General features: G+C 66.6%; 22 protein-coding genes. 14 read left to right on the forward strand and 8 right to left on the reverse strand.

The features are described from left to right. Positions 1–26 precede the first annotated feature (26 nt). Both Q0Q36_RS00190 and Q0Q36_RS00195 read right to left on the reverse strand, forming a co-directional pair. Complete coding sequence (locus Q0Q36_RS00190) at positions 27–2750, reverse strand: EAL domain-containing protein (RefSeq protein WP_293794706.1); 2724 nt, start codon at positions 2748–2750, stop codon at positions 27–29. Further along, positions 2747–3799, reverse strand: coding sequence for a TRAP transporter substrate-binding protein (locus Q0Q36_RS00195; RefSeq protein ID WP_293794708.1), 1053 nt, complete (start codon positions 3797–3799; stop codon positions 2747–2749). The genes Q0Q36_RS00190 and Q0Q36_RS00195 overlap by 4 nt, the downstream gene beginning before the upstream one ends. 537 nt (positions 3800–4336) lie before the next feature. Between Q0Q36_RS00195 and Q0Q36_RS00200 the strand changes: the two genes are divergently transcribed. Further along, positions 4337–4654 carry a hypothetical protein gene (locus Q0Q36_RS00200; protein WP_293794710.1) on the forward strand — a complete coding sequence of 106 codons (318 nt, stop codon included), beginning with the start codon at positions 4337–4339 and terminating at the stop codon, positions 4652–4654. 52 nt (positions 4655–4706) lie between these two features. On the opposite strand, the gene Q0Q36_RS00205 is transcribed toward Q0Q36_RS00200, so the two are convergent. Both Q0Q36_RS00205 and Q0Q36_RS00210 read right to left on the reverse strand, forming a co-directional pair. Continuing rightward, positions 4707–5075 (reverse strand): hypothetical protein, encoded by a 369-nt coding sequence (locus tag Q0Q36_RS00205; protein ID WP_293794712.1) that lies wholly within the window; start codon positions 5073–5075, stop codon positions 4707–4709. A 25-nt stretch (positions 5076–5100) separates the two neighbouring features. Next, entirely contained in the window at positions 5101–5403 is a 303-nt protein-coding gene (locus tag Q0Q36_RS00210; protein ID WP_293794714.1) for a DUF6522 family protein, read from the reverse strand. Positions 5404–6019: 616 nt separating this feature from the next. On the opposite strand from Q0Q36_RS00210, the gene Q0Q36_RS00215 reads away from it, so the two are divergent. From Q0Q36_RS00215 to Q0Q36_RS00245, 7 genes are all read left to right on the forward strand, one after another. Beyond that, on the forward strand, positions 6020–6616 hold the full coding sequence (locus Q0Q36_RS00215) for a flavin reductase family protein (protein ID WP_293794715.1): 597 nt from the start codon (positions 6020–6022) through the stop codon (positions 6614–6616). A 23-nt stretch (positions 6617–6639) separates the two neighbouring features. Continuing rightward, the gene (locus Q0Q36_RS00220; protein WP_293794716.1) at positions 6640–7644 is read left to right on the forward strand and encodes an MsnO8 family LLM class oxidoreductase; all 1005 of its coding nucleotides are present in this window, start codon (positions 6640–6642) and stop codon (positions 7642–7644) included. A gap of 27 nt (positions 7645–7671) precedes the next feature. Beyond that, positions 7672–9015 (forward strand): LLM class flavin-dependent oxidoreductase, encoded by a 1344-nt coding sequence (locus Q0Q36_RS00225; RefSeq protein WP_293794718.1) that lies wholly within the window; start codon positions 7672–7674, stop codon positions 9013–9015. Between the two features lie 39 nt (positions 9016–9054). Further along, positions 9055–9591, forward strand: coding sequence for a GNAT family N-acetyltransferase (locus Q0Q36_RS00230; RefSeq protein ID WP_293794720.1), 537 nt, complete (start codon positions 9055–9057; stop codon positions 9589–9591). Positions 9592–9629: 38 nt separating this feature from the next. Continuing rightward, positions 9630–11432 carry an amino acid ABC transporter permease/ATP-binding protein gene (locus Q0Q36_RS00235; RefSeq protein WP_293794721.1) on the forward strand — a complete coding sequence of 601 codons (1803 nt, stop codon included), beginning with the start codon at positions 9630–9632 and terminating at the stop codon, positions 11430–11432. A 32-nt stretch (positions 11433–11464) separates the two neighbouring features. Continuing rightward, on the forward strand, positions 11465–12397 hold the full coding sequence (locus Q0Q36_RS00240) for an ABC transporter substrate-binding protein (RefSeq protein ID WP_293794722.1): 933 nt from the start codon (positions 11465–11467) through the stop codon (positions 12395–12397). A gap of 65 nt (positions 12398–12462) precedes the next feature. Further along, on the forward strand, positions 12463–13371 hold the full coding sequence (locus Q0Q36_RS00245) for an ABC transporter substrate-binding protein (RefSeq protein WP_293794900.1): 909 nt from the start codon (positions 12463–12465) through the stop codon (positions 13369–13371). A 6-nt stretch (positions 13372–13377) separates the two neighbouring features. Here the strand turns inward: Q0Q36_RS00245 and Q0Q36_RS00250 are convergent, their stop codons facing one another. Beyond that, a complete protein-coding gene (locus Q0Q36_RS00250) occupies positions 13378–14388 on the reverse strand; it encodes a DUF2891 domain-containing protein (protein ID WP_293794723.1) in 1011 nt (336 codons plus the stop codon). A gap of 200 nt (positions 14389–14588) precedes the next feature. Here Q0Q36_RS00250 and Q0Q36_RS00255 point away from each other — a divergent pair, with 200 nt between their 5' ends. Continuing rightward, positions 14589–15359: an HpcH/HpaI aldolase/citrate lyase family protein gene (locus Q0Q36_RS00255; protein WP_293794724.1), complete on the forward strand. Its 771-nt coding sequence runs from the start codon at positions 14589–14591 to the stop codon at positions 15357–15359. Positions 15360–15484: 125 nt separating this feature from the next. Here Q0Q36_RS00255 and Q0Q36_RS00260 read toward each other — a convergent pair whose 3' ends face one another. Then, positions 15485–16450: a tripartite tricarboxylate transporter substrate binding protein gene (locus Q0Q36_RS00260; RefSeq protein WP_293794725.1), complete on the reverse strand. Its 966-nt coding sequence runs from the start codon at positions 16448–16450 to the stop codon at positions 15485–15487. Positions 16451–16652: 202 nt separating this feature from the next. Here Q0Q36_RS00260 and Q0Q36_RS00265 point away from each other — a divergent pair, with 202 nt between their 5' ends. The 4 genes from Q0Q36_RS00265 to Q0Q36_RS00280 all read left to right on the forward strand — a co-directional run bounded on the left by Q0Q36_RS00265 (position 16653) and on the right by Q0Q36_RS00280 (position 21057). Next, a complete protein-coding gene (locus Q0Q36_RS00265; RefSeq protein ID WP_293794726.1) occupies positions 16653–17354 on the forward strand; it encodes a GntR family transcriptional regulator in 702 nt (233 codons plus the stop codon). After that, on the forward strand, positions 17344–18261 hold the full coding sequence (locus Q0Q36_RS00270; RefSeq protein WP_293794728.1) for a dihydrodipicolinate synthase family protein: 918 nt from the start codon (positions 17344–17346) through the stop codon (positions 18259–18261). The genes Q0Q36_RS00265 and Q0Q36_RS00270 overlap by 11 nt, the downstream gene beginning before the upstream one ends. Before the next feature lie 139 nt (positions 18262–18400). After that, on the forward strand, positions 18401–20134 hold the full coding sequence (gene araD / locus Q0Q36_RS00275) for an L-arabinonate dehydratase (RefSeq protein WP_293794729.1): 1734 nt from the start codon (positions 18401–18403) through the stop codon (positions 20132–20134). Next, positions 20134–21057, forward strand: coding sequence for a 3-hydroxyacyl-CoA dehydrogenase NAD-binding domain-containing protein (locus Q0Q36_RS00280; protein ID WP_293794730.1), 924 nt, complete (start codon positions 20134–20136; stop codon positions 21055–21057). Before araD ends, Q0Q36_RS00280 begins: the two co-directional genes overlap by 1 nt. Before the next feature lie 3 nt (positions 21058–21060). Here the strand turns inward: Q0Q36_RS00280 and Q0Q36_RS00285 are convergent, their stop codons facing one another. Further along, positions 21061–22455, reverse strand: coding sequence for a DUF2793 domain-containing protein (locus tag Q0Q36_RS00285; protein ID WP_293794731.1), 1395 nt, complete (start codon positions 22453–22455; stop codon positions 21061–21063). A 66-nt stretch (positions 22456–22521) separates the two neighbouring features. After that, positions 22522–23271, reverse strand: a complete 750-nt coding sequence (locus Q0Q36_RS00290; protein ID WP_293794732.1) for an aspartate/glutamate racemase family protein — start codon at positions 23269–23271, stop codon at positions 22522–22524. Between the two features lie 243 nt (positions 23272–23514). Between Q0Q36_RS00290 and Q0Q36_RS00295 the strand changes: the two genes are divergently transcribed. Beyond that, positions 23515–23889, forward strand: a complete 375-nt coding sequence (locus Q0Q36_RS00295; protein ID WP_293794733.1) for a VanZ family protein — start codon at positions 23515–23517, stop codon at positions 23887–23889. Positions 23890–23946: the final 57 nt, after the last annotated feature.

A 23946-nucleotide genomic window follows, 5' to 3' on the forward strand; every position in this document is an offset into this window, starting at 1 on the left:
CCGCGGCGAGCGATCCGCCGAACGGCCTACAGCGTATCGGACGAGTCGCGCGTGCGGCCGCCCCGCCGCCCGCCCCGGCTCCGGGAGGACCGCCTGAACAGGGTCGTGTGGACCGCTTGCAGGATCGGCTCCGGCTTTCCCAACAGATAGCCTTGCGCCTCCGTGCAACCCGCCCGATCGACCGCGTCGAGCTGGTCCTGCGTCTCGATTCCTTCCGCCGTGGTCGTCATGCCCAGCTCGGTCGCGAGCGCCGCGACCGCGGTGACGATGGCAGCGCTGTCGGAATGGGCGGTCATGTCGCGGACGAACGAGCTGTCGATCTTGACCTTGTCCAGCGGGAAGAGCCTGAGATGGCTCAGACTCGAATAGCCCGTCCCGAAATCGTCCAGCACGATGCGGACGCCGAGTGCCTTCAGGCTCCTCAATGTCCCGAGATTGCGGTTGTCATTGGCGAGCAGCGCGGTCTCGGTGATCTCGAGTTCCAGCCGTGCCGGGTCGAGCCCGGTCTCGGCGAGAATCTCGCGAACGGTCGCAACCGCGTCGCCGAAGATCAATTGCACCGGCGACAGGTTGACGGCGATGCGAAGGTCGCCCGGCAATTGGGCGGCGTCTGTACAGGCCTGCCGAAGGACCCATTCGCCGAGATCGACGATCAGGCGCGTTTCTTCCGCCAGCGGCACGAACTCCGCCGGCCCCACCAGGCCGCGTTCGGGATGGTGCCAGCGCAGCAAGGCCTCGAAACCGCAGAGCTTGCTGGATTTCAGATCGAAGATCGGCTGGTACGACAGCTCGAATTGCCGCTCCTCGATGGCCTTGCGCAGATCGGCTTCCAGGGCGAGGCGCGCGCGCAGTTGCTCGTCCATCTCGGCCGTGAAGACGCAATGGATGCCGCGGCCCAGCGCCTTGGCCTGATAGAGCGCGAGATCGGCCTGTTTCAGGAGGAGGTCCGCATCGAAGTCCGGCCCTTCGGCGATCGCGATGCCGACGCTTGCGGAAATCGAGATCGTCCGCTCCTGGATGAAATAGGGTTGGCTGAGAACCTCGATGATGCGGGCACCCAGCGCTTCGGCCTGCTGCGGCTGCTCCGGATCGAGACACAAGACCGCGAACTCGTCTCCGCCAAGACGAGCCACGCAGTCGGTATTCCGCACGCAAGTCCCCAGACGCTCCGCGACCGACAGAAGCAGGAGGTCCCCGACGGGGTGCCCGAGCGTGTCGTTGACGTCCTTGAAGCGATCGAGATCGAGAAACAGCAGGGCGACGGCCCCGGCCTCCTCCGCGACCCGCGGCAGCAATCTCGCAATCTGGCCGCGGAACGCGAAGCGGTTCTGCAGGCTGGTCAGATCGTCGTGATGCGCCAGGAAGCGGATGCGGCTTTCCTGCTCGATGAGCGCGACATTCTGCTGCCGGGCCTCCTCCGCCGCCTCGTTCGCGCGCGCGTGGGCTGCGGCCAGCTCGGCGAGCGCGGCCTTGAGCGCTGTGATGTCGGTGCGGATGCCGACGATGCCGCCGTCCCTCATCGGCCGCTCGGTGATCAGGAGCCAGCGGCCATCCGGCAATAGGCGCTCGATCGAGCCGCTGCCCTGGCGGTGCCAGAACGAAACATCCTGCACGAATTCCTCGATATCGCCGGTCGCCTGGGGATATTGGCCGAGCTGCGCGCCTCCGCGGATGATGTCTTCGAAATGCGCTCCGGCGGCCATGAAGGGCGCGCTGAGGGAATAAAGCTCGCGGTAGCGCTGGTTGCAGGTCACCAGCCGGTCATTCTCGTCCCACATCACGAAGCCGTCGGACATCGCCTCGATTGCGTTGTCGAGGACCGCCGATGCTCGTGCCCGCTCGGCATCAGCCCGTTCGCGCTGGTGGATCGCCAGCAGGATCGCCCCGGCAAAGGCCGAGAGCAACAGCACGGCAATGATCGCGCCGGTCACCGTCCTGTCGCGATCCTGGCGCCAGTCCGCCAGAACCTCCTTACCCTCCACGGTGAGCACGACCCGGAGATCGCCGTAGAGCGAACCTCTGATCACGTTCAGCGTGGCTGTATCGCTGCCCCGGTTCCCAATCAGGAAGGCTTTTCCATTCACCAGCTGCGCAGGCAGCGCGGGCGCACGCGATTTGCCGATCTGCAATTCGTCATGCGGCAGCATCGCCACGACCTGACCGCTGGCGCGCTCCAGCGAGATCTGCGTGTCGGGGCTGACTCCGGCCTCCGCCAGAAGCTTCATCAGCGTGTGCAGAGGCACTTCGGCGACCGGGACGATGCCGTTCCAGGCCGGTACCCTGCGCGCAACATAGAGCGACCAGTCGCCCGTGACCGCGTTGCGAAGCGGGCCGATCAGATTCGTCGGCGCCTGCCCAACCATGGCGACATCCAGCGGCAGTGCATGACGGGCGCCGCTGGGCTTCGCGGAAGCGATGACGCTGCCATCCGGCCCGACAAGCAGCAGGTCCCGAAACGCCATCGTCTGGAAGTTGAGGCCACGCAGCAGGCGGCTGGCGGAATCCCTCTGTCCGGGCCCGACCTGCGCGACCTCGAACAGGTTCGCAAAGCTCGCCAGCGCGCCATCGACCTGCAGCAATTGCCGGTCGAGCGCGTTCTCGACAGCCGCGGCAGAACTCTCCAGCTGCTGTTCGGCGGCCCGCCAGGCAGCATCTTCCCGCTTCCGGACCAGATTGGCGGCACCGATGGCTGCCACCGTCAGGATGACCGTCGTCCCTGCTACGACCATGAATTTCAGGCGATTGATCACGGCGTGCGGGGCTCGATGGCATGAAGCGGCTTGAGATAGGTGTTCCAGGCCGACACGCAGTCCTGGCCGCAGCGCTCGAACCAGCGCGGCAGGACGACTTCGGCAAGGAGGCGCCGGCGCGTCTCGTCCGCAGGCCGGGCCGGCACCACGGTCATCGGCCGCTCGGGCTTGCCGGCACAGGGCTCCGTCCCCGCATTGCAGGCGAGCCCGCGTTGCGTATCGGCTTCCGCCTGCGACCAGATCCGCTCTTCAAGCTGCCCCACGCCTTGCCGGATGATGTCGCGCACATCCATCGGAAGCCCGTCCCAATAGGCCCCGTTGGCGCCGAAGATCGAAACGCCCCAACTGAGCGCAAAGGCATGGACGGCAACAGCCACGCGCGGCAGTCCGATCTCGTAGCCGCTCAGCGTGCCCGTGATCGCGCAATCGGCAACCCCGTCCCGGAGCGCCGCGACGATCTCGGCGAAAGGCAGGATCACCGGCACGGCGCCCATCGCCGTCATCAGCTCGGATTGCGCGACCGAAGAGGTCCGCACCTTCCGCCCGGCGAGATCGTCCAGCCCTTTGAAAGGCTTTGCGCAGAACAGTACCTGGGCCGGATAGGCATAGACCCCAAGGAGTTCGATATCGTAGCGCTCGCGCAGCACCTCGCGCAGATGCTCGCGAAACGCGGCAACCGTTCGGCGCAGCGTCGCGACATCGGGATTCAGCACAGGCAGGTCGACCGCGCCCAGTTCCGGCTCGTCGCCCGCGACGACGCTGAGCAGGGCCGTGCCGAACGACACCACGCCGAGCCGCATCAGCTGGAGCATTTCCTGGTTGCGCAAGCCTCCGGCGTCGAGCGGCCGGATCGTCGCGCTGATGCGGCCCTTGGACAGCTCCTTGATCTCGGACTGCCAGAACGGCTGCTCGATCTTGGTGTATTGGGTGACGCCTGCGAGCCCGCCGATGATCTGCAGCTTGATCGGCTCTTCGGGGCGTGTCTGGGCAAGGGCTTCGGAGCTTGCGAAAGCGAGCATCGCGACGACAACTGCAATCAAAGGCTGCATACGGCATGGGCCTCTCGTGATGGCATTGTCGCAGGCCTTTGCCATCGTCCCCCCGGTGCGAGCCCTGACCGATCGGCGGATAATCGGCCTGGCCGGTTAACCGCGGTTAAACCGGAATCTCAACTTTGAGGCGAAGATGCATGTTTCCCCGCTTTCCACGACAGAGCGGCAGGCCGGCTCATCGATCGCACGCCTGCTTGCGCCTGTTACGGGAGCGCAGCAGCAATCCTCACAGGGTATTGCCGAATACCGAACCGGCAAACGCCAACGCTGTATTGCAGAGGCGAGATAAGTACGAAACTGTCGGCAACAACGTCTGCAGGCAGGTTTCGGTATTGCCGTGCAACGTCGAGTTGATATGCTCGATGATCTATCGCTCCGGCGTCAGAACGTTTCACCCGGCGTCGAGACTCTCCTTTCATCACGCGTATCCGGCCGCGGCGCGGGACACAAAGTGAGGGAAGCAGCTGCGGGCAGACGAGGAAGTGCGGGAGCAACCAGGGGAACGCCGCGAACGACAGGAAGCGAGGGCGGAAGATGCGTCTGTGGACGGTGGCGGCGCTGTGGGTTCTGACATGCCCGGTGGCGGCGACGGGCGAAGTTCTGCGCCAGGGCGAGTTCCTGCAGGACTACATCACCTGCGAAGCCTGGATGAAGCGCGAGGCCGCGGATACGGAGATGCACGGACTGATCGGCCGCTGGGTGGTCGACGCCATGCGTCAGACCTCTCCCTCCCGATTGTCCAGATATGGCGACGGCGAAGTTCTCGAAGCCGTCGAACGGCAATGCCGGGCCCAGCCGGCCAAGACGTTGACGGTCGCCACCTTCCTGGCCGGGCTTCGATTGCCCGAATAGCGCGTCCGCGACCTCAAGCCAGGCCGCGACGCATAACCGGCAGCCAATCGCCTCAGAAGGAGGGCAGCACGCCGCTGCCGAAGCTGTCGGAGCGGCCGGCAAAGTTCGTTCCGCTATCGCGCAGATAGCTCGGCGCATTCGGCCTTGCCGGAGCCGGACCGGCATCGAGATAGCTGCGCTGCGACGGCCGGATCGACATGCTCTGGACCACCGGCGGCTCAGAATAGGCCGTTGGCTCGCTTGAAACACAGCCGCCGAGCGCCGCAAGGAGGATCGTGGCCGGGGCAAGGTGGAGAAGACGCATCGTTCCCTCATCAGAAAGCGCAGGAGGAAAGCGAAGACCGGCAACGCCGATGCGATTCACCCCGCTGATCGCTATTATCGAGAGCGCGGCGGCAAATGTACACAGGGCCGCCGCCAATCCTCGAGCCAAGCGGGCGGCTTCATCAGGCGCAGCTGCGACGACCTTGCGCCGGCACGAATTCGAGCTGTTCCTCAGCCATCGTGCCATCGGCCAGGACGATGGCGCGCCAGCAGCGGTTTCCGCAGTGAACGGAAAGGCGCCAGCGCCCTGCATCCTCGCCCTCGCCGCGCTCGACCCGGCTGGTCACCAGCCCGCGACGCATCAAATCGCGCAATTCCGGCTCCGACCAGCCAAAGCGGCCAGCCAATCGTGCGGCATCAAGCGTGAAGGAGCCATCGGCATCGCGGGTGAACGGAGGCTCCGGCGAAACGGCATCGGCGACCATGACGCGCCCCTTTAAGAGATGGCTCGTTCCGAGCCCTTTTGGCTCGAAGAGTCAACCGTGTCTCGGAGCGTCATGCGCCCTGCCCGGCAAGGCTCCTCACGGACTCGTCGAGTTCTGCGGCTGGTGGCCGCAAAGTGGCAACGGGATCTCCGCGAATGAATTTCTCCCGGACGAAGCGATCCTTGTGGCGCTTCCGCCTCCGGGACAGGCGATCTTTGAAAGGCTGTTTCATTGACCGCGAAGCATCCAGTGGAAAGAATGAACAGTATCGAGCGGTGTTCGCATCGCTCTTTCGCGGGATTTGCTGGAGCAGCTTGCACCGCGTCAACAATGCTAAAAGCACCACGACGAAATCGTGGGCTCCGAGATACGGAGACGCGTCGGTGACGACATGCACGAATTCAGAAAATCCTGTTCAGGCACCTGGGCGCCGATGTTCCTGATAGGATGTCGGGCTTCCTGAGCGCCTGAGATCTTTCCATTCCAATGCTGCTGCGCCGCCGGTTCTTCCGGCGATCGCGACCGCTTGTCCCGTTCTCCGCACGGCAATTCGCGGCATCGCCATCGAGCGCCATGCCGCCCTCACGAATCCGAACATCCTTCATCAGAGGTTCCCATGGCGATCCTGTCCCTTGCATCTTCGCTTCCGACCCGCGTCCCGGCTGGCCCCGCCCCGCGCACCATCCCGGCGGCGAGCGGCGAGTTCCGCACCGCGCTTCGCCATCTCGCGGGCGGCGTTTCCGTGATCACGACGGGGCACGGCGAGGACCGCACCGGCCTGACCGTGACCTCGCTCGCCTCGCTCTCGGCCGAGCCGCCGACCGTGATGTTCGGCCTCAACCTCTCCTCCTCGGCCTATCCCGTTCTGGCGCGCCATCGCAGCTTCGGCGTGAACTTCCTCACCGCCGCGCAGAAGCAGGTCGCGGACCGCTTCGCCGGTCGCGGCGGCGAGAAGGGCCCGGCTCGCTACGCCGATGCGGAGTGGAGCGAGGGTCGTACCGGCGCGCCTCTCCTCGCAGGCGCGCTGGCCGCGCTCGATTGCGAGCTGGAAGAGCTGATCGAGCGGCACTCCCACGCCATCGTCATCGGCCGGGTGCGCGAAGTCCGGCTCGGCAGCAACGACGCCGCCCTCCTCTACTGGCGTGGCGATTACGAGCGGCTCGGCTGGATGGCCGAGGAGGCGGTAACCGCCCTCGGCCTCCGCTCCGCCTGACCTCCCAAACGGTATCGAAATCCATGACCTACGCACTCAGCCTGCTCGACAAGACCCCACTCATCGAGGGCGAAACCGCCGGCGTGGCGCTCCAGCGCACGGTGAGCCTCGCCCAGGCGGCCGAGCGCCTTGGCTATCATCGCTTCTGGCTGGCAGAGCACCATGACTTCCCCGGCCTCGTCAGCCCGGCGCCGGAGGTGTTCGCCGCCTATCTGCTGGCGCGCACGCAGCGCATCCGCATCGGCTCCGGCGGCGTCCTGCTGCCGCATTACAGCCCCTACAAGGTCGCCGAGACCTTCAACCTGCTGGCCTCGCTCGCGCCGGGCCGCGTCGATCTCGGCATCGGCAAGGCGCCCGGCGGCCTGCCGCTATCGACCAAGGCGCTGCGGGTGCTGCACGATCCCGCACGCGCGCCGTCCTTCGAAAGCTTGCTCGACGAGCTCGACAGCTTCCTCGTGCCGCCCGCCGCGACAGACGGCCCGCGGGACAAGGCCCGCGCCCTGCCCGTCCCGCCCGTGACACCGGAGCGTTTCCTGCTTGGCGCGAGCCCAGACAGCGCCCGGCAGGCAGGCGAGCGCGGCTGGCACTTCGTCTTCGCTGGCCATCACAACGGCGATCCCAAGGCGATCGAGGTCAGCCTGAACGCCTACGCCAAGGCCGGGGGCACGGCCGGCCTGCTGCTCGCGATCGCGGCCTTCGCCGCCGAGACCGCCGAGGAGGCGCTGAGCCTGACGGAGAGCCACCGCGTCGTCCGCCTGACTCTCGACAACGGCCAGAACCTCAATCTCGGCAGCGAGGAGCAGGCGGCCGAATATGCGCGCCAGGCCGGCGCCGCCTCCTACAGCACCGAGATCCGCAGGCCGCATATCCTCGCCGGCACGCCCGATCAGGTCCGGCGCGAGCTCGACGGGCTGCACGCCCGCTTCGGCATCGCCGAATTCGTCATCGACACGCCGACGGCCCTGACCAGCCGGCGCCTCGCCTCCCTCACGCTGCTCGCCGGCGAGAGGCCGGCGCTCGCGGCCTGATCCCCCCGCTCGAAAGGACTTAATCCCATGTCCCGCACCCGCCTCACCTTCGGCCTGATGCTCCAGGGCGCCGGCAGCCACATGAACGCCTGGCGCCATCCGAGCAACCCGGCCGATGCCAGCGTCAATCTCGACTTCTTCACCCGCAACGCCCGCAAGGCCGAAGAGAACGGCATCGCCTTCGCCTTCGTCGCCGACGGGCTCTACATCAACGAGAAGTCGATCCCGCATTTCCTCAACCGCTTCGAGCCGCTGACCATCCTCTCGGCGCTGGCCACGGTGACGAAAAAGCTCGGCCTCGTCGGCACGGTCTCGACCTCCTATAGCGACCCCTACACGATCGCCCGGCAATTCGCCTCGCTCGACCTGATCTCGGGCGGCCGCGCGGGCTGGAATGCTGTCACGTCCCCCCTGGAAGGCTCGGGCCGCAATTACAGCCGCCCGCATCCCGAGCATTCGCTGCGCTACGAGATCGCGCAGGAATATCTCGATGTCGCCAAGGGGCTCTGGGATTCCTGGGACGACGACGCCTTCATCCGCGATCGCGAGGCCAGCCGCTTCTTCGATCGCGACAAGCTGCACACGCTGAACCACAAGGGCCACTTCTTCCAGGTCGAAGGCCCGCTCAACATCCAGCGCTCGCCGCAGGGCCAGCCGGTGCTGTTCCAGGCCGGTGCCTCGGAATCCGGCATCGGCCTCGCCGGCCGCCATGCCGATGCGGTCTTCGCCAATCATGTTCCGTTGAAGGAGGCGCAAGCCCTCTACCGCGCCATCAAGACCAGCGCCGTCGCCCATGGCCGCAGCGCCGACGACGTGAAGCTCTTCCCCGGAGCCGGGCCGATCGTCGGACGCACCACTGCCGAAGCCGAGGAGAAGTACCAGGCCATCCGCAACCTCGTCTCGATCGAGGACGCGCTCGCCTATATCGGCCGCTATTTCGACCATCACGACTTCAGCGCCTATCCGCTGGATGCGCCCTTCCCGGAACTGGGCGATATCGGCAAGAACAGCTTCCGCTCGACCACCGACCGCATCAAGCGCAACGCCGTCCTGAAGCGCCAGACGCTGCGCGAGGCGGCGCTGGAAGCCGCGACGCCCCGCACCGACCTGATCGGCTCGGCCGAGGAGATCGCCGGCAGGCTGATCGAGCGCGTCGAGGCCCAGGCCGCCGATGGCTTCGTGCTCGGCTTCCCGGTGATCGGCCAGGGCCTCGACGATTTCGTCGAGCTGGTCATCCCGGTGCTGGAAGAGCGCGGCGTCTACGATCGCAACCTGCCCGGCACGACGCTTCGCAACCATCTCGGCCTGCCCCGGCGCGAGAGCCGCTACGCGATCCCGTCGGACGCGGAACCCGCGCGTCGCGCCAGCTGAGCCTCGCACTCTGCACTTCGTCACGGAAAGGCTCACGCCATGGCCGATGAATTCTTCTACACGACCCCACTCCATCCGCTCGCCCAGCCCCTGGTCGAGCAGCTCACCTGGGAATATGCCACCCGCTACGGCAGCCAATTCGGCGAGCCGCCCGGCGCCGAGATGAGCCGCTATCCGGCCGAACTCTTCGCCCCGCCGGACGGCAACTTCGTTCTGCTGCTGCGCGACGGCCGCCCGATCGCCGGCGGCGCCTTCAAGCGCTACGACGAGCGTACGGCCGAGATGAAGCGCATCTGGACCCATAGCGATTTCCGTCGTCAGGGTCTCGCCCGCCGCATCGTCGCCGAGGTCGAAGCGCAGGCCATCCGGCAGGGCTACGGCAAGATCTTCCTGACCACCGGCTTCCGCCAACCAGAAGCCAAGGGGCTCTATCTGGAGACCGGCTACACGCCGCTCTTCGACGTCTCGGTCGATCCCACGTTCTACCGGAAGCTGCCCTTCGAGAAGGAGCTCTCCGTGCCTCCGGCCTCGCTGCCGCGCCGGCCGGACGCTCTCGCCGCCCGCGACGCTGCCTGACCCGGCCGCCCCCTCTCCCATAACAAGAAGAGCCAGCCATGACCCTCGCCAGCGACTTCGCGGGCTTGCCCACGCACGCCCAGAATCCAGCACCGCACCGCGATTTCAGCCGCTATCGCATCGTCCCCGCGCGCTATCCGGGGCGGACCATCGGCACCGTCTTCGCCGCTGTCGTGATCTTCGCGGTCTTGAATTCGGTGCTCTCCAACCCGCGCTGGGGCTGGGATGTCTTCGCCGAGTGGTTCCTCGCCGAACCCGTGCTGGTCGGGCTAGGCCGCACGCTCTTGCTGACGCTGCTCGGCACGGTCTTCGGCTTCCTGCTCGGCACGGTGCTGGCACTGGCGCGGGTCTCTGGCTCACCGCTGCTCGCCTCGCTGTCCTGGGGCTATGTCTGGCTTTTCCGCTCGATCCCGCTGATCGTGCTGCTGCTGATCCTCAACAATCTCGGCTATCTCTACAGTACGATCTGGCTCGGCATTCCCTTCACCGATATCGGCTTCGGCTCCTGGCAAACGACGCAGCTCGTCACGCCCTTTTTCGCGGCAGTGCTGGGCCTGACGCTCAACGCCGCCGCCTTTTCCTCGGAGATCGTGCGCGGCGGCATCCTCGCCGTCGACCAGGGCCAGCATGAAGCGGCCGCCGCACTCGGCCTGCCGAAGCACCGCCAGGTCTCGCGGATCGTGCTGCCGCAAGCGATGCGCTCGATCCTGCCGACCGCCTTCAACGAGATCATCAGCCTCGCCAAGGGCACGAGCCAGGTCTACATCCTCGCCCTGCCCGAGCTGTTCTATACGATCCAGGTCATCTACCGGCGCAATCTTGAGGTGATCCCGCTGCTGATGGTGGCGACGGTCTGGTACCTCGTCATCCTCAGCGTCTTGTCCTTCTTCCAGCGCCATATCGAGCGCCACTATGCCCGCGGCGCCCTGCGCAATCCGCCGCCTTCGGCCATCGACACCGCCCTGCGCTGGCTCGGCCGGAATCGCGTCGCCGCGGCGGCCGCTGGCACCGGCTTTATCGCCCCGACCCAGGTCGCGACCGCGCCGCGCACGGCTTCGCTGGCCACCCTCTCCCCGCGCAGCGGCGGCGAGATCCGCATCAGCCATGTCTCGAAGAGCTTCGGCCCGCTCAAGGTGCTTGACGATGTCAGCCTGTCGCTGCGCCCCGGCAGCGTCACCGCGATCATCGGTCAGTCCGGCTCGGGCAAGTCGACGCTGCTGCGCTCGATCAACCATCTGGAGCGCGTCGACGAAGGCTTCATCGCCATCGATGGCGAATTGATCGGCTACCGGCAGGACGGCGAGACGCTCTACGAACTGAAGGAGAAGGACATCCTGGCCCGGCGCGTCGATGTCGGCATGGTCTTCCAGAACTTCAATCTCTTCCCGCACCTGACCGCGATCGAGAACATCGCCGAGGCGCCGGTGACCGTGCGCGGCCTCTCCCGCGAGCAGGCTCTGGCGGAAGCGCAGGAACTGCTCGCCCGCGTCGGCCTTGCCGAGAAGGCGAACGCCTATCCCCGCCAGCTCTCCGGCGGCCAGCAGCAGCGCGTCGCCATCGCCCGCGCACTCGCCCTCAAGCCCAAAGTCCTGCTCTTCGACGAGCCGACCTCTGCGCTCGATCCCGAGCTCGTCGGCGAAGTCCTCGACGTCATCAAGGAGCTCGCCCGCTCCGGCACGACGCTGGTCATCGTCACTCATGAGATCGGCTTCGCCCGCGAAGTCGCCGACCAGGTCGTCTTCATGGAGGCCGGCCGCATCGTCGAGAGCGGCGCGCCCGCCGATGTCCTCGTCAATCCCAGCCACACCCGCACCCGCGAATTCCTCGCCAAGGTGCTCTGACCTTACCCGCCCGCCAGACAAGGAATCCGATCATGATCACGCGACGCTCTTCGCTCAGCCTCCTCGCCGGCGCCGCCTCGGCCGCCATCCTCCCTGCCCGCGCCTTCGCACAGCAGGGCATCGACCTATCGCCCGAGCAGCCCGGCCGCCCCCGCGCGCAGATCGACGAGGCCGCGATCAAGCTCATCGCCAAGGATGCCAAATTCGCGAAGGACGGTGTCTTCACCGTCGCCAACAATACTGGGCGCTTCCCCTTCGGCGGCTATGCCAGCGATACCAAGACGATCATCGGCGCGGAGCCCGATATCGCCCAGCTGGTCGCCGACGCGCTCGGCCGCAAGCTCGAGGTCATCCCGACCGCGTGGGCCGACTGGCCGCTCGGCGTCACCTCCGGCAAGTTCGATGCGGTGATCTCCAACGTCACCGTCACCGAGCAGCGCAAGGAGAAGTTCGACTTCTCGACCTATCGCAAGGACCTGCTCGGCTTCTATGTGAAGAAGGACAACGAGATCGTCATCCGCGAGCCGCGCGATGTCGCCGGCCTCAAGATCATCGTCGGCGCCGGCACCAATCAGGAGCAGATCCTGCTGCGCTGGAACGAGGCCAATCTCAAGGCCGGGCTGAAACCCGTCGACATCCAGTACTATGACGACGATGTCGTGCTCTATCTCGCGCTCGAATCCGGCCGTGCGGACGCCTATCTCGGCCCCAATGCGCTGCTGAGCTTCAAGGCCGCGCAGGAGGGCAAGACCCGGCTCGCCGGCAATTTCTCCGGCGGCTGGCCGATTCTCGCCGAAATCGCGGTGACGACGCGCAAGGGCGCAGGCCTCGCCGAGGCGATCACCCAGGCGCTCAACACCCAGATCAGGAACGGCACCTACGCCAAGGTTCTGGCCCGCTGGAACCTCTCGGCCGAGGCGATCGAGGAATCCCGCACCAACCCGCCTGGCCTGCCGAAGGCGTGAGCGCCTCGCCCGACCGCAGAAGCTTTCGAGAACTGGAGACCAGCGTGATCCCGCGACGGACCCTCCTGTCGCTGCTCGTCGGCGCGCTCAGCGCCGCGAGCCTGCCCGCCCTCGCCCAAGCCCCCTTCGATCTCGGCCCCGAACAGCCCGGCCGCATTCGCGCTGAGAAGGACCCGGCCGCCATCGCGGCCGTGCCCAAGGGCTTCACCCTCGTCGAACCCGGCTCCTTCACCGTCGGCATCAGCCCCGGTGGCCCGCCGCTCGCGACCTATGCCACCGACGCGAAGACCGTGGTCGGCGCCGATCCGGATTTCGCCCAGCTCATCGCCGACAGCCTCGGCCTGAAGCTCAACCTCGTACCGCTGGCCTGGGCCGACTGGCCGCTCGGCCTCGCCTCCGGGAAATACGACGCCGTCATCTCGAATGTCGGTGTCACCGAGCAGCGCAAGGAGAAGTTCGATTTCTCGACCTATCGCCTCGGCCTGCACGGCTTCTTCGTCAAATCGGACAGCAAGATCGCCGGCATCAAGGAGCCGAAGGATGCGGCTGGCCTAAGCCTCAGCGTCGGCGGCGGCACCAACCAGGAGCGCATCCTGGTGGAATGGAGCAAGCAGAACGTCGCGGCCGGCCTGAAACCGCTCGAATTGCAGCTCTTCGACGACGAGGCCGCACGGCTGGTGGCATTGCGCGCCGGCCGGGTCGATGTCGTCGTCCAGCCCCATGCCCAGCTCGTCTTCATCGCCGCCCGCGACAAGGACATCAAGCGCGTGGGCACGCTGAGCGCCGGCTGGCCGCTGAAATCCGATGTCGCGATCACCACCCGCAAGGGCAGCGGCCTCGTGGATGCCCTGACGCTGGCCACCAACAACCTGATCAAGACAGGCCAATACCGGCAGGCGCTCGCCCGCTGGGGCATCGAGGAGGAGGCGGTGGAGCGCTCCGAGACCAACCCGCCCGGCCTGCCGAAATACTGACTGCTCTCAGCGCTCCTCGATCGCCAGCACAGCGAAGGTAGCGAGCCAGTGCTCGCCCATGTAATCGCCCGCGATATGCGGCAGCCCGGTTTCTAGATGCAGCCTGGCCGCATCGGCGATGATTGGGCGCCGCACGTCCCAATCCGGCAGCGCCGCAGCCAGTGCATTCCAGCACCAGGCGCGGCTGAGATTGAGCCCGTCGAGATGGGCGATCTTGCCATCGGTCCGATCCGTCACCGTCGCCGGCTTGAACAGGATCGCCGGCTGCTGCTGCGCGATGCGCGGCAGGAAGCGCTCGAACCAGGGCAGGAAACGCTCCGCCGGCAGCAGGCGACGCATGCATTCCGCCTCGATCAGCGCCGAGGACTGGAAGTCGTCACCGCTCGGCTCGCCCCAGGCCGGGCAATCCTCGTCGGCGCCATACCAGCGCAGGGCTGTCTCGCGCAGCAGCGTCAGGAAGGCGCCGTCGCCGCTCGCATCGGCATAATCCGCCGCCATGCGCAGGCCGAAAGCCGTGTTGAAATGCGTGCCGACCCGCACCGGATAGGTCGCGATCGGCAGGAAATCGCGGAAGCGCTGGGCGAAGGCCTCGGCCAGCGGCGCCAATGCCCGGCCCCAGCGCCCGTCGTCGAGTCCGTTCAGCTCGGACGCGAGCTTCAGCAGCCAGCCCCAGCCATAAGGCCGCTTGAAGCCGCGCGCCGTCGGCTGGGCGAGATAGGCGTATTCGACCGCGATCTTCTCGGGAACGAGCTGCGCATCGAACAGAGCGACGATATCGGCCGCCGCTTCCATCGTCGGATAGCGCCGCAGCAACCGAGCCAGCATCCAGTAGCTGTGCACGCAGGAATGCCAGTCATAGCTGCCGTAGAACACCGGATGGAGCTGGCTCGGCGTCTGCGCATCCTGCGGACCGGCCAGGGTATGGTCCGGCTTGTTCGGATACTCGCGGCGGACATGTCCGAGCGCGATGCGGGCGAAGCGCTGGGCGATCTCTTCGGTCAGCTTAGGGGCGGTCATCAGGTGGTTGTCTCCGAGGCCGCGCAACCTAGCAGCGTTTGCCTCTCTGCAAAGAGCCGTCCGCCATCGGGCTGCAACCCGGCCATCTCCTGCCGTCAGGTCCACTCGCCCGTTCGGTGTGATCTAACCGGGAGAGCGTACTCCAACAGGCTCCGGCCGGCTGGACAGCGCCGCCAAACATTCGCCTAAGGGGAAACGCCGTGGATCTGCCCACCAACGCCTTCAAGACCGCGCTGAAGCGCGGCGAGCTTCAGATCGGATTGTGGAGCAGCCTGTGCAGCCCGATCGTCTCCGAGATCATCAGCCGGAGCGGCTTCGACTGGATTCTGGTCGACACTGAGCACTCCCCGAACGAGCCGCCCGACGTCCTCACCCAGCTCCAGGCCCTGAAGGGCGGCACCGCGACCCCAATCGTCCGGCCCGCCTGGAACGATGCAGTCCTGCTCAAGCGGCTGCTCGATATCGGCGTGCAGGCCGTTCTCGTGCCCTTCGTCCAGAACGCCGAGGAAGCCCGCAAGGCCGTCGCCGCCTGCCGCTATCCGCCCGCCGGCATCCGCGGCATCACCTCAAGCGGCCGCGGCAGTCATTACGGGCGCGTGCCGGACTATCTCAAGCGTGCCGATGGCGAGATCTGCGTGCTGGTGCAGGTCGAGACCGGCGAGGCGCTTGCCCGCATCGAGGAGATCGCTTCGGTCGACGGCGTCGACGGCGTCTTCATCGGCCCTGCCGATCTCTCGGCCTCGCTCGGCCATATCGGCAATCCCGGCCACCCGGAGGTTCAGGCCGCGATTCAGGATGCGGTGAAGCGCCTGACCGCGATCGGCAAGCCGGCCGGCATCCTGACGCCGTCCGAGCCCGATGCGCGCCGCTATATCGAATGGGGTTATCGCTTCGTCGCCGTGGGCTCCGATCTCGGCCTCATGACCAAGCATGCCGATGCGCTGGCCAGGGCTTTCGCCGGGCAACGCTGATCGGCACACGCCGAAACCTCACCGTCATGGTCGGGCTTGTCCCGACCATCCACGTCTTCACACATCAACGCCGGTGTTCAAGACGTGGATGCTCGCCACGAGGGCGAGCATGACGGTTGGGCCTCTCACTCGATCTTCACATTCGCCTTCTGCGCGACCTCGGCCCAGCGCTTGGTCTCGGAAGCGATATGGGCGGTGAACTGCTCCTGGCTCGACCCGACCGGATCGACACCGAGCTTCTTGAGCTGCTCGATCACCGCCGGCTCGCGCATGATCGCCTGGGTCTCGGTCGAGAGCTTGGCGACGATCTCCTTCGGCACGCCGGACGGCGCGAAGAAGCCGTGCCACGAGCTGGCATCGTAGCCGGGGATGAACTCGGCCAGCGCCGGGAGATCCGGAGCGACCGCGAGCCGCTTCGGCGTCGCGGTGGCGAGCGCGCGGATCTTGCCCTCCTGCACATGTGGCCAGGCGATGGTGATGTTGTCGAAGGTGATCTGGATCTGGCCGGAAAGCAGGTCCTGCGTCACCTGCCCGCTCGATCGATAGGGCACGTGCACCATGTCGGTGCCGGTCGAGACCTTGAACAACTCCGCCGCCATATGGGTCGAGGTGCCCGCCCCCGAAGACCCGAACGAGTATTTGCCGGGATTCTTTTTCAGGAGCTCGATCAGCTCCGGCACGGTCTTCGCCGGCAGGTCGATATTGACCATCAGGATGTTCGGCACGCTCGCCACCTGCGAGATCGGCGCGAAATCCTTGATGTGGTCGAAGGGCAGCTTCGTATAGACGGCCGGATTTATCGCATGGCTCGACACCGTCCCCATGGTCAGCGTGTAGCCGTCGGCCGGCGCACGGGCCACGGCAGCGACGCCGGTATTGCCGCCGGCGCCGGGCCGGTTCTCGATGATGAACTTGCCGCCGAGCCGCTGCCCCAGCCGATCGGCCAGGATGCGCCCGAGCAGGTCTGTTGTGCCGCCCGCCGCGAAGGGCACGACGATGGTGACGACTTTGCTGCCGGGATACTCGCCCTGCGCGAAGGCTGGGCCAGCCGCTGCCAGGCAAGCGGCGGCGATGATCGTTCTGCGCGTCATGCTCATCGGTTCGTTTCCCCATCGCGGACCATTCCGCCTGCACCTCATGACGGGCGCTTACCCAGATCGATAACACAGGATCGCAATCTTGAAATCTGAAATTTCAGATTGCCGGATGCGCGGCTTTATGCTGTTTGATGATCATGGCGCTCGGCCTGGCGGCCGTGGTGAAACGGCCTCGGCAACGCGCCCCGGAAGAACCATGTTGAAGCCTGCCGTCGAACCCGTTGCGCCCGATCTGCTGCGTTCGCTGCGCGAGCACGTCCATGAGCGCCTGCGCCGCGCCATCGTCGCCGGCCGCTTCCGCAATGGCGAGCGCCTGAACGAGCGCCACCTCGCCGAGATGCTCGGTGTCAGCACGACGCCGGTGAAGGACGCGATCCGCAAACTCGAAAGCGAAGGGCTGGTCCGGACGGAAGCGCGCCGCGGCGTCTTCGTCGAATTCTCGCCCCGGCAGGCCTTGGAGATGGCGCTGGGTCGCGCGGCGCTCGAAAGCGTCATGGCCCATATCGCCGCCAATCACTTGACCGAGGATGGCGCCATCGAACTCGGCAGGCTGATCGCCGAGATGGAGCAGGCGACCGAGCATGGCGATCTCGAAGACCTCGTCGCGCTGAACGAGGCCTATCACCGCGCGATCCATCGCATCTCCGGCTGCACCTATCTGGAGCGCCGCCTCGACGGCCAGCGCATGTACGACCACGCCCAGCGCATCGCCCTGCACTCAGCGCTGGACGAGCGCCGGCGAGGCTTCGAGGAACATCGCGACATCTACGAGGCGCTCCTGGCACGCGATCCCGCGCGCGCCGAATTGAGGATGCGCCGTCACATCGTCCGCTCGGCGAAGGCCCATGTGCGATTGGTCTTCGGCGCGGATGCGGAAGGACTGGACTATGACGAATGACAAGGTCCGCCGCGCGCTGCGCGGCATTTCCGGCGTCCATGTCACCGCCTGGAAGGCGGATGGTGAGGCCGACTGGGCGCTGACCGGCAAGATCGTCCGGCGGATCGCCGAGGCCGGCATCCACAACATCGTCTCAGCCGGCAATACCGGCGAGTTCTACCCGATGACGACGGCCGAAGTGGAGCGCTCGCACGCCACCGCAGCCGAAGCCGCGGCCGGCAAGGCGCTGGTCACCGCCGGCATCGGGAGGTCTTTGCGTGAAGCGGTCGCGACCGGAAAGCTCGCGGCTGCGGCCGGCTGCGACGCCGCTATGGTGCATCACCCGCTCGATCCCTTCGCCGCGCCGCAATCCCAGGCCGACTATATCCTCGCCATCGCCGAGGCGCTGACGATCCCGCTCGTCGCCTATATCCGCTCGGATGCGATCGGCGTGAAGGATTTGATCCGCGTCGCGACCCACCCGAACGTCGCCGGCGTGAAATTCGCCTCGAACAACATGATGCTGCTCGCCGATTGCGTGCGCGAGACGGAGGGTTCCTCCGCCAACTGGATTTGCGGCCTCGCCGAAGGCTGGGCCGCGCCCTTCTATGCGCTGGGCGCTCGCGGCTTCACCTCCGGCCTGATCAATGTCGCGCCGGAACGCTCGCTGGCGGTCTGGCGGGCGCTTGAGGCGGGTGACTACGACACCGCACGCCGAGAGGTCGACGCCATCGCCGGCTTCGAGAAGCTGCGCACCAAATATGGCAATGGCGCCAATGTGACGGTGGTGAAGGAGGCGCTTGGGCTTCTCGGCACCGATGTCGGCCCGGTCCGCCTCCCCGGCCTGCCGGAGCTGAACGAAGCCGAGCGGGCGGAATTGCGCGGCATCGTCTCAAGCTGGGGCGCAGTGAAGGCCGCGGCCGAGTGACGAGCAGCCATTCTCGGATGGAGCATAGCGCAGGCCCGAGAATCTCATGACAAGATGACACTGGTTTCCGCGATGATCGGGTCAGGCCCGATCATGCCTCCGGCGCCGGTTAGAACGACAAGAATTCGAGGAAACGCCCATGACCGCCCGCCCCCGCAAGACGCCCGAGACCCTGCGCAGCTGGCGCTGGTTCGGGGCGAGCGACCTGCGCTCCTTCGGGCATCGCTCGCGGGCGCTGCAGATGGGCTTCGGCCATGAGGAGTTCATGGGCAAGCCGGTCATCGGCATCATCAATACATGGTCCGAGATCAACCCCTGCCACACCCATCTGCGCGACCGTGCGGAAGCGGTGAAGCGCGCAGTCTGGGCGGCCGGCGGCTTCCCGATCGAAATCCCGGTCATGTCGGTTTCCGAGCAATATCAGAAGCCTACGACCATGCTCTATCGCAACTTCCTGGCGATGGAGACCGAGGAATCGATCCGCTCCCACCCGCTCGACGGCGCCGTGCTGCTCGGCGGCTGCGACAAGTCCACGCCCGCCCTGATCATGGGCGCCTGCAGCGCCGGCCTGCCCTTTATCTTCGTGCCGGCCGGGCCGATGCTGCGCGGCAACTGGGCCGGCAAGGTGCTGGGTTCCGGCGCCGATGTCTGGAAATACTGGGCCGAGAAGGAAGCCGGCAACATCACCGACGGCCAGTGGAAGGACATGGAGAGCGGCATCGCCCGCTCCTATGGCACCTGCATGGTGATGGGCACGGCCGCGACCATGATGAGCCATGCCGAGGTGCTCGGCCTCACCCTGCCCGGCGCCTCCGCCATCCCCGCCGCCGACGCCGCCCATCCCCGCATGGCCGCCGCCGCGGGCAAGCGCATCGTCGAGATGGTCTGGGAGGACCTGACGCCCAACCGGATCCTGACCCGCAAGAGCTTCGAGAACGCGCTGACGGTGCACATGGCCGTCGCCGGCTCGACCAACGCCATCATCCACCTCGTCGCCATGGCCGGCCGCGCCGGCGTGCCGCTGACGCCGGATGATTTCGACGCCTTCTCGCGCAATGTCCCGGTCGTCGCGAATCTGCGCCCCTCCGGCGATTTCCTGATGGAGGATTTCTTCTATGCCGGCGGCCTGCCCGCCCTGCTGAAGCAGCTCGAAAGCAAGCTCCATACCGATGCGATGACCGTGACCGGCAAGCCGATCGCCGAGACCATCGCTCTCGCCCGGGTCTATGACGACAACGTCATCCGCCCGCTCGACAAGCCCGTCTCGACCGCCAACGGCCTTGCCGTGCTGAAGGGCAACCTCGCGCCGGACGGCTGCGTCATCAAGCCCTCGGCCGCCGAACCGCGCCTGCTCAGGCATTCCGGACCGGCGCTGGTCTTCGAGCATTACGACGCGATGATGAAAGCCGTGAATGACGAAAACCTCGACGTCACCGCCGACCACATCATGGTGCTCAAGAATTGCGGCCCGGTCGGCGGCCCGGGCATGCCGGAATGGGGCATGCTGCCGATCCCGAAGAAGCTCTTGAAGCAGGGCGTGCGCGACATGCTGCGGATCTCGGATGCTCGCATGTCCGGCACCAGCTACGGCGCCTGCATCCTCCATGTTGCGCCGGAGGCCTATATCAAGGGCCCACTCGCGGCGGTGCAGACCTGCGACATCATCAGCGTCGATGTCGAGGCCCGCAGCATCTCGGTCAACCTCACGGAAGCGGAAATCGCCGCCCGCCTCGCCGCCTGGACGCCGCCCGACCGCGACTATCCGCGCGGCTGGGGCAAGATGTCGGCGGCCCATATCCGCCAGGCCGACAAAGGCTGCGATTTCGACTATCTGGAAGGGACGGCGAAGGTGCCGGAGCCCGAGATCCACTGATGCAGGACATCCGCGACATCGAGCGCATCGCCGTCATCGGCGCCGGGCTGATCGGCAGTTCCTGGGCTGCGCTCGCCATGGGTCACGGGCTGAATGTCTCAGCCTACGATCCAGCGCCCGGCGCCGAGGAGAAATTCCGCCATGCCGTCGAGCGGGCTCGTGAGCAGCTCGCCGAGATCGGATTGGCGAATACCGGTCAGTACCTGTTCACGAGGGATCTCGATGAGGTTCTGCAAGGCGTTGATTTCGTTCAGGAGAACGGCCCGGAAAACGAAGCATCGAAACGCGAATTGCTCGCCCGGCTCGATGCAGCACTGCCGCCCGAGGTGATCATTGCCAGCAGCACTTCGGCCCTGTTGCGCAGCGCGATCGTCGCCGATTGCCGGGACAAGCGCCGGGTGATCGTCGCCCATCCCTTCAACCCGCCGCATCTCGTGCCGCTCGTCGAGATCGTCGGCGAAGACGAGGGCATCATCGATCGCGCTGCCGCCTTCTATCGCAGCCTCGACCGGCGCCCGGTCATCCTCCAGCGGGAGATGCCTGGCCATGTCGCCAACCGGCTGGCCTCGGCGCTTTATCGCGAGGCCGTTTATCTGGTCGAGCAGGGCGTCGCCAGCGTGGCCGAGATCGATGCCGCGCTCTGCAACGGCCCCGGCCTGCGCTGGGCCCTGATGGGTCCGCATATGACCTATCATCTCGGCGGCGGCGAAGGCGGCATCGCCGGCTATCTCGCCCATCTCGGGCCGAGCCAGGTCCGACGCTGGCAATCCCTCGGCACACCCTCGCTGGACGCGGACGTCCAGCACAAGATCATCGAGGGCGTCGCGGAGGAAGCTGCGGGACGCACGATCGAGCAGCTCGAGGAGCGCCGCGACGAAGGACTCATCGCCCTGCTGCGTGCCCGCAAGCTCGTCAGCAAATGAGCCTCACAGTTCCGCGTCGAAGGCGATGGCGTCGAAAGCCGCCCTCACCCGTCCGAGCGCCAGCGCGGTGACATAGGCATAGGCCCGCTCGGGCGATTGCGCGACGACGCCCCGGTCCGTGCCCTGCACGTTGATCTCCAGCGAAACGGAGAAACTGACGCTCGGCGTCGTCCGCATCGGCACCGGCAGGCCCAGGCTCTGCCGGCTCGCAGCCGCCGCAGCCTGATAGGCGTCGACCAGCACCTGCCCGTCCTGCTTCAGGTAATAGCGCTGGCACAGCATCTGCTCGACGGAAAGCGGGCGCGCCGCCCAGCCGGTGGCAAGTCGCCCGCGCTCCAGCTTGATCCGCGCGAAGCTGACCGCGCCCGCGCTCGGCGAGAGTCGAACCTGCAGCACGCCGGTATCTCCCACAGCCGGCGTCAGCGTCAGGGAGCAGCGCCCAGCCCCCGCCGTGATCGTGCCAGACTGGCTGCCGATCGTCACCGCGAGGCTGCCGCCGCTGAGATCCTCGACCGAAAGCGTCAATGGCAGCCCGGCGAAGGAGGCGAGCCCCCACAAGACCGGCTCGACCGGCTGGAGGATGGCGCCGGAGGCCAGCGTGATGGTGAAACTGCTGAGCGAGAGATTGGCACCCCCCGTCGCCGCCTTCCAACGATCGAAGCCATAGACGCCGGCAGTCAGCGCACCACCGGCAAAACCGCGCTGGTTGATCGCCATGTCGCCATTGACCAGCAGGTTCGCCCCCGCCACCCAGGGCGATCCCGGCAAGGCAACGCTCCCCGAGGCACGGTCGATCGCCAGCGCATCATGCCAGACCGCGCCGTCAGCACTGACCTTGACCCGGAAATCGTCGTCGCCGGCGAGGCCGAACTCGGCCCGGCCCGACCAGTCGCTCTGGAACAGCAGGCTCGCGGTGTTGCCCGACGCATTCTTGTTGATCTTCAGCCGGTGGTCGCCGCCGGCATGGTTGAACAGGCTCGCCTCCGAGGACACGGCGAGGCGGTTGGTCGTATCCGCCGTGGCGTTCACGCCCCAGCGCTCGGCGCCGAGGCTGCTCAGCGGGCTGTCGCGGCGCCATTCCGTGCCGGTCCAGAGATTGTGCTCGGCCTCGTCGATCACCCAGGCCTGCCAGCCGGCGCGCGGCACGAGGAAGGTCCAGCCGCCATCCTCGAACAGCGCCACCTGATCGGTGCGCCCGGCAAAGGCGCCGGTGCCGCCAGCTGGTACAAGATAGGCCGAAAGCTCGGTCGGCGAAGCCGGCGGCGCGGTCTCAGTCCGGCTGTCGACAGTGAGATGGATCAGCCCGTCGAGCCGGATCAAGGCATCGTTGTGGGTGACGTGCTTCTGCGCCTGCCCGGCGGCGAGCAACGGCAGGGAAAGACGGGGCGTGTCGGTCATGGGGCCTCGCGGGCGGGGATTTCAGCGAGGCGGATTATCGGGCGGCCACAAGGACCGGGGATAAATTCAGCCGAAGCGGCGCGGCCTCAAACCGGCGTGGAACCAGTTGATCAACGAATAGATGTCGTGGACCGGCAATCCGGTCTCTGCCTGCACATCGGCCGCATAAGGTGGCATGTTCGTGCATTCGAGCACGATGGCGCCAACATCCGGATGGCGTGCGACCAAATCCAGCGCCGCCTGCACCACGTCCTGCCGGGCGAGCTCGACATCCATGTCGTCCTTCTCGGCCTTGATCAGCACGCGGAAGAACTCGCGGCCGTTCTCGGTTCCGGTCACGGGGGTGTCGAGCGGCACACCGGCCGCCTCCAGATGCTTCGGCGTCAGCGTCGCCGCCGAGACCGTGACCACGCCGACGCGCTTGCCGGGCGGCAGCGTCGCCTGCACCCAGGGCACCTGCATCAGCGAGGAGGTCGCGACCGGCACACCGACCGCCGCCGCAAGCTCGCGCTGGAACAGCGAAAGGAAGCCGCAATTGGTGGTGATCGCCTCGGCACCGAGCCGGACGAGATCGCGCGCGGCCTCGATGAAATCCGGCAGCAAACCGGCCGCCCCCTTGAGCACCACCTTCTCGGGGCTCGCCCCACCGACAACGCGATACAGCACCGGGAAGGGCCAGGTCGTGCCGTTGCCCATATCGCCGGGTATCCGCGGAAATCGCGCCTGCAGCATCAGGATGCCCAGGGGAACGCCGTAGATGGCCTTTCCGCCCCGGGCGATCCGCGCCGTCGACAGGGCTACAGATGATTCGCTCATCGAGGGTCTGTTCTCCATCTGCAGACACTAGCCTTGGAATGGGGAATGCGTCACCGGCAAGTGTTATTCGGAAGACCCAAGATGAAGAGAATTTTCATGAGGGTCTGACAAATCTCTCATCGCTGCCATTGCTTCGTCGTTTTTGCACCGTCATAAGATCGGCACTGTCCGCCCTCGCGCTATTCCGCAGGCGTTGGTCCGCATCTTGCCTGCCCCGCCTCATCCTTCGCCCGGAGCCCGGTCTTGATTTCCTCGCTCGAGAAGCTTCGCCGCCTCGCCGCGCTTGCAGGCTGGGCCGCCCTGCTCACGATCATGTTCTCGACACTGTCACCGATCGAGGCGCGGCCGCACATTCCGATGCTCGGCGCGGATATCGAGCGCTTCCTCGCCTATTTTGCTGCGGGCGCTACCTTCTCCTTCGCCTATCCGCGGCAACGCTGGCTCATATTGGCCGGTATCGTTGCACTCGCCATCGGCCTCGAATGGCTGCAGACGCTGGAAGAGACTCGCCACGGCATGCCGCATGACGCGATCGTGAAGATCGCCGGCGCCACCCTCGGCAGCGTTGCTTCCGCCGCCTTCGACACGATGGCCCTGCGGCTGCGCAAGCCAGCCTGATTCATACTGGCACAGCGGCCGCCGGTGCGCCGCCTGTACCGGCTCTTTTTTCCGGCC

The sequence above is a fragment of the uncultured Allobosea sp. genome (assembly GCF_945957345.1).
Classification (GTDB): domain Bacteria; phylum Pseudomonadota; class Alphaproteobacteria; order Rhizobiales; family Beijerinckiaceae; genus Allobosea.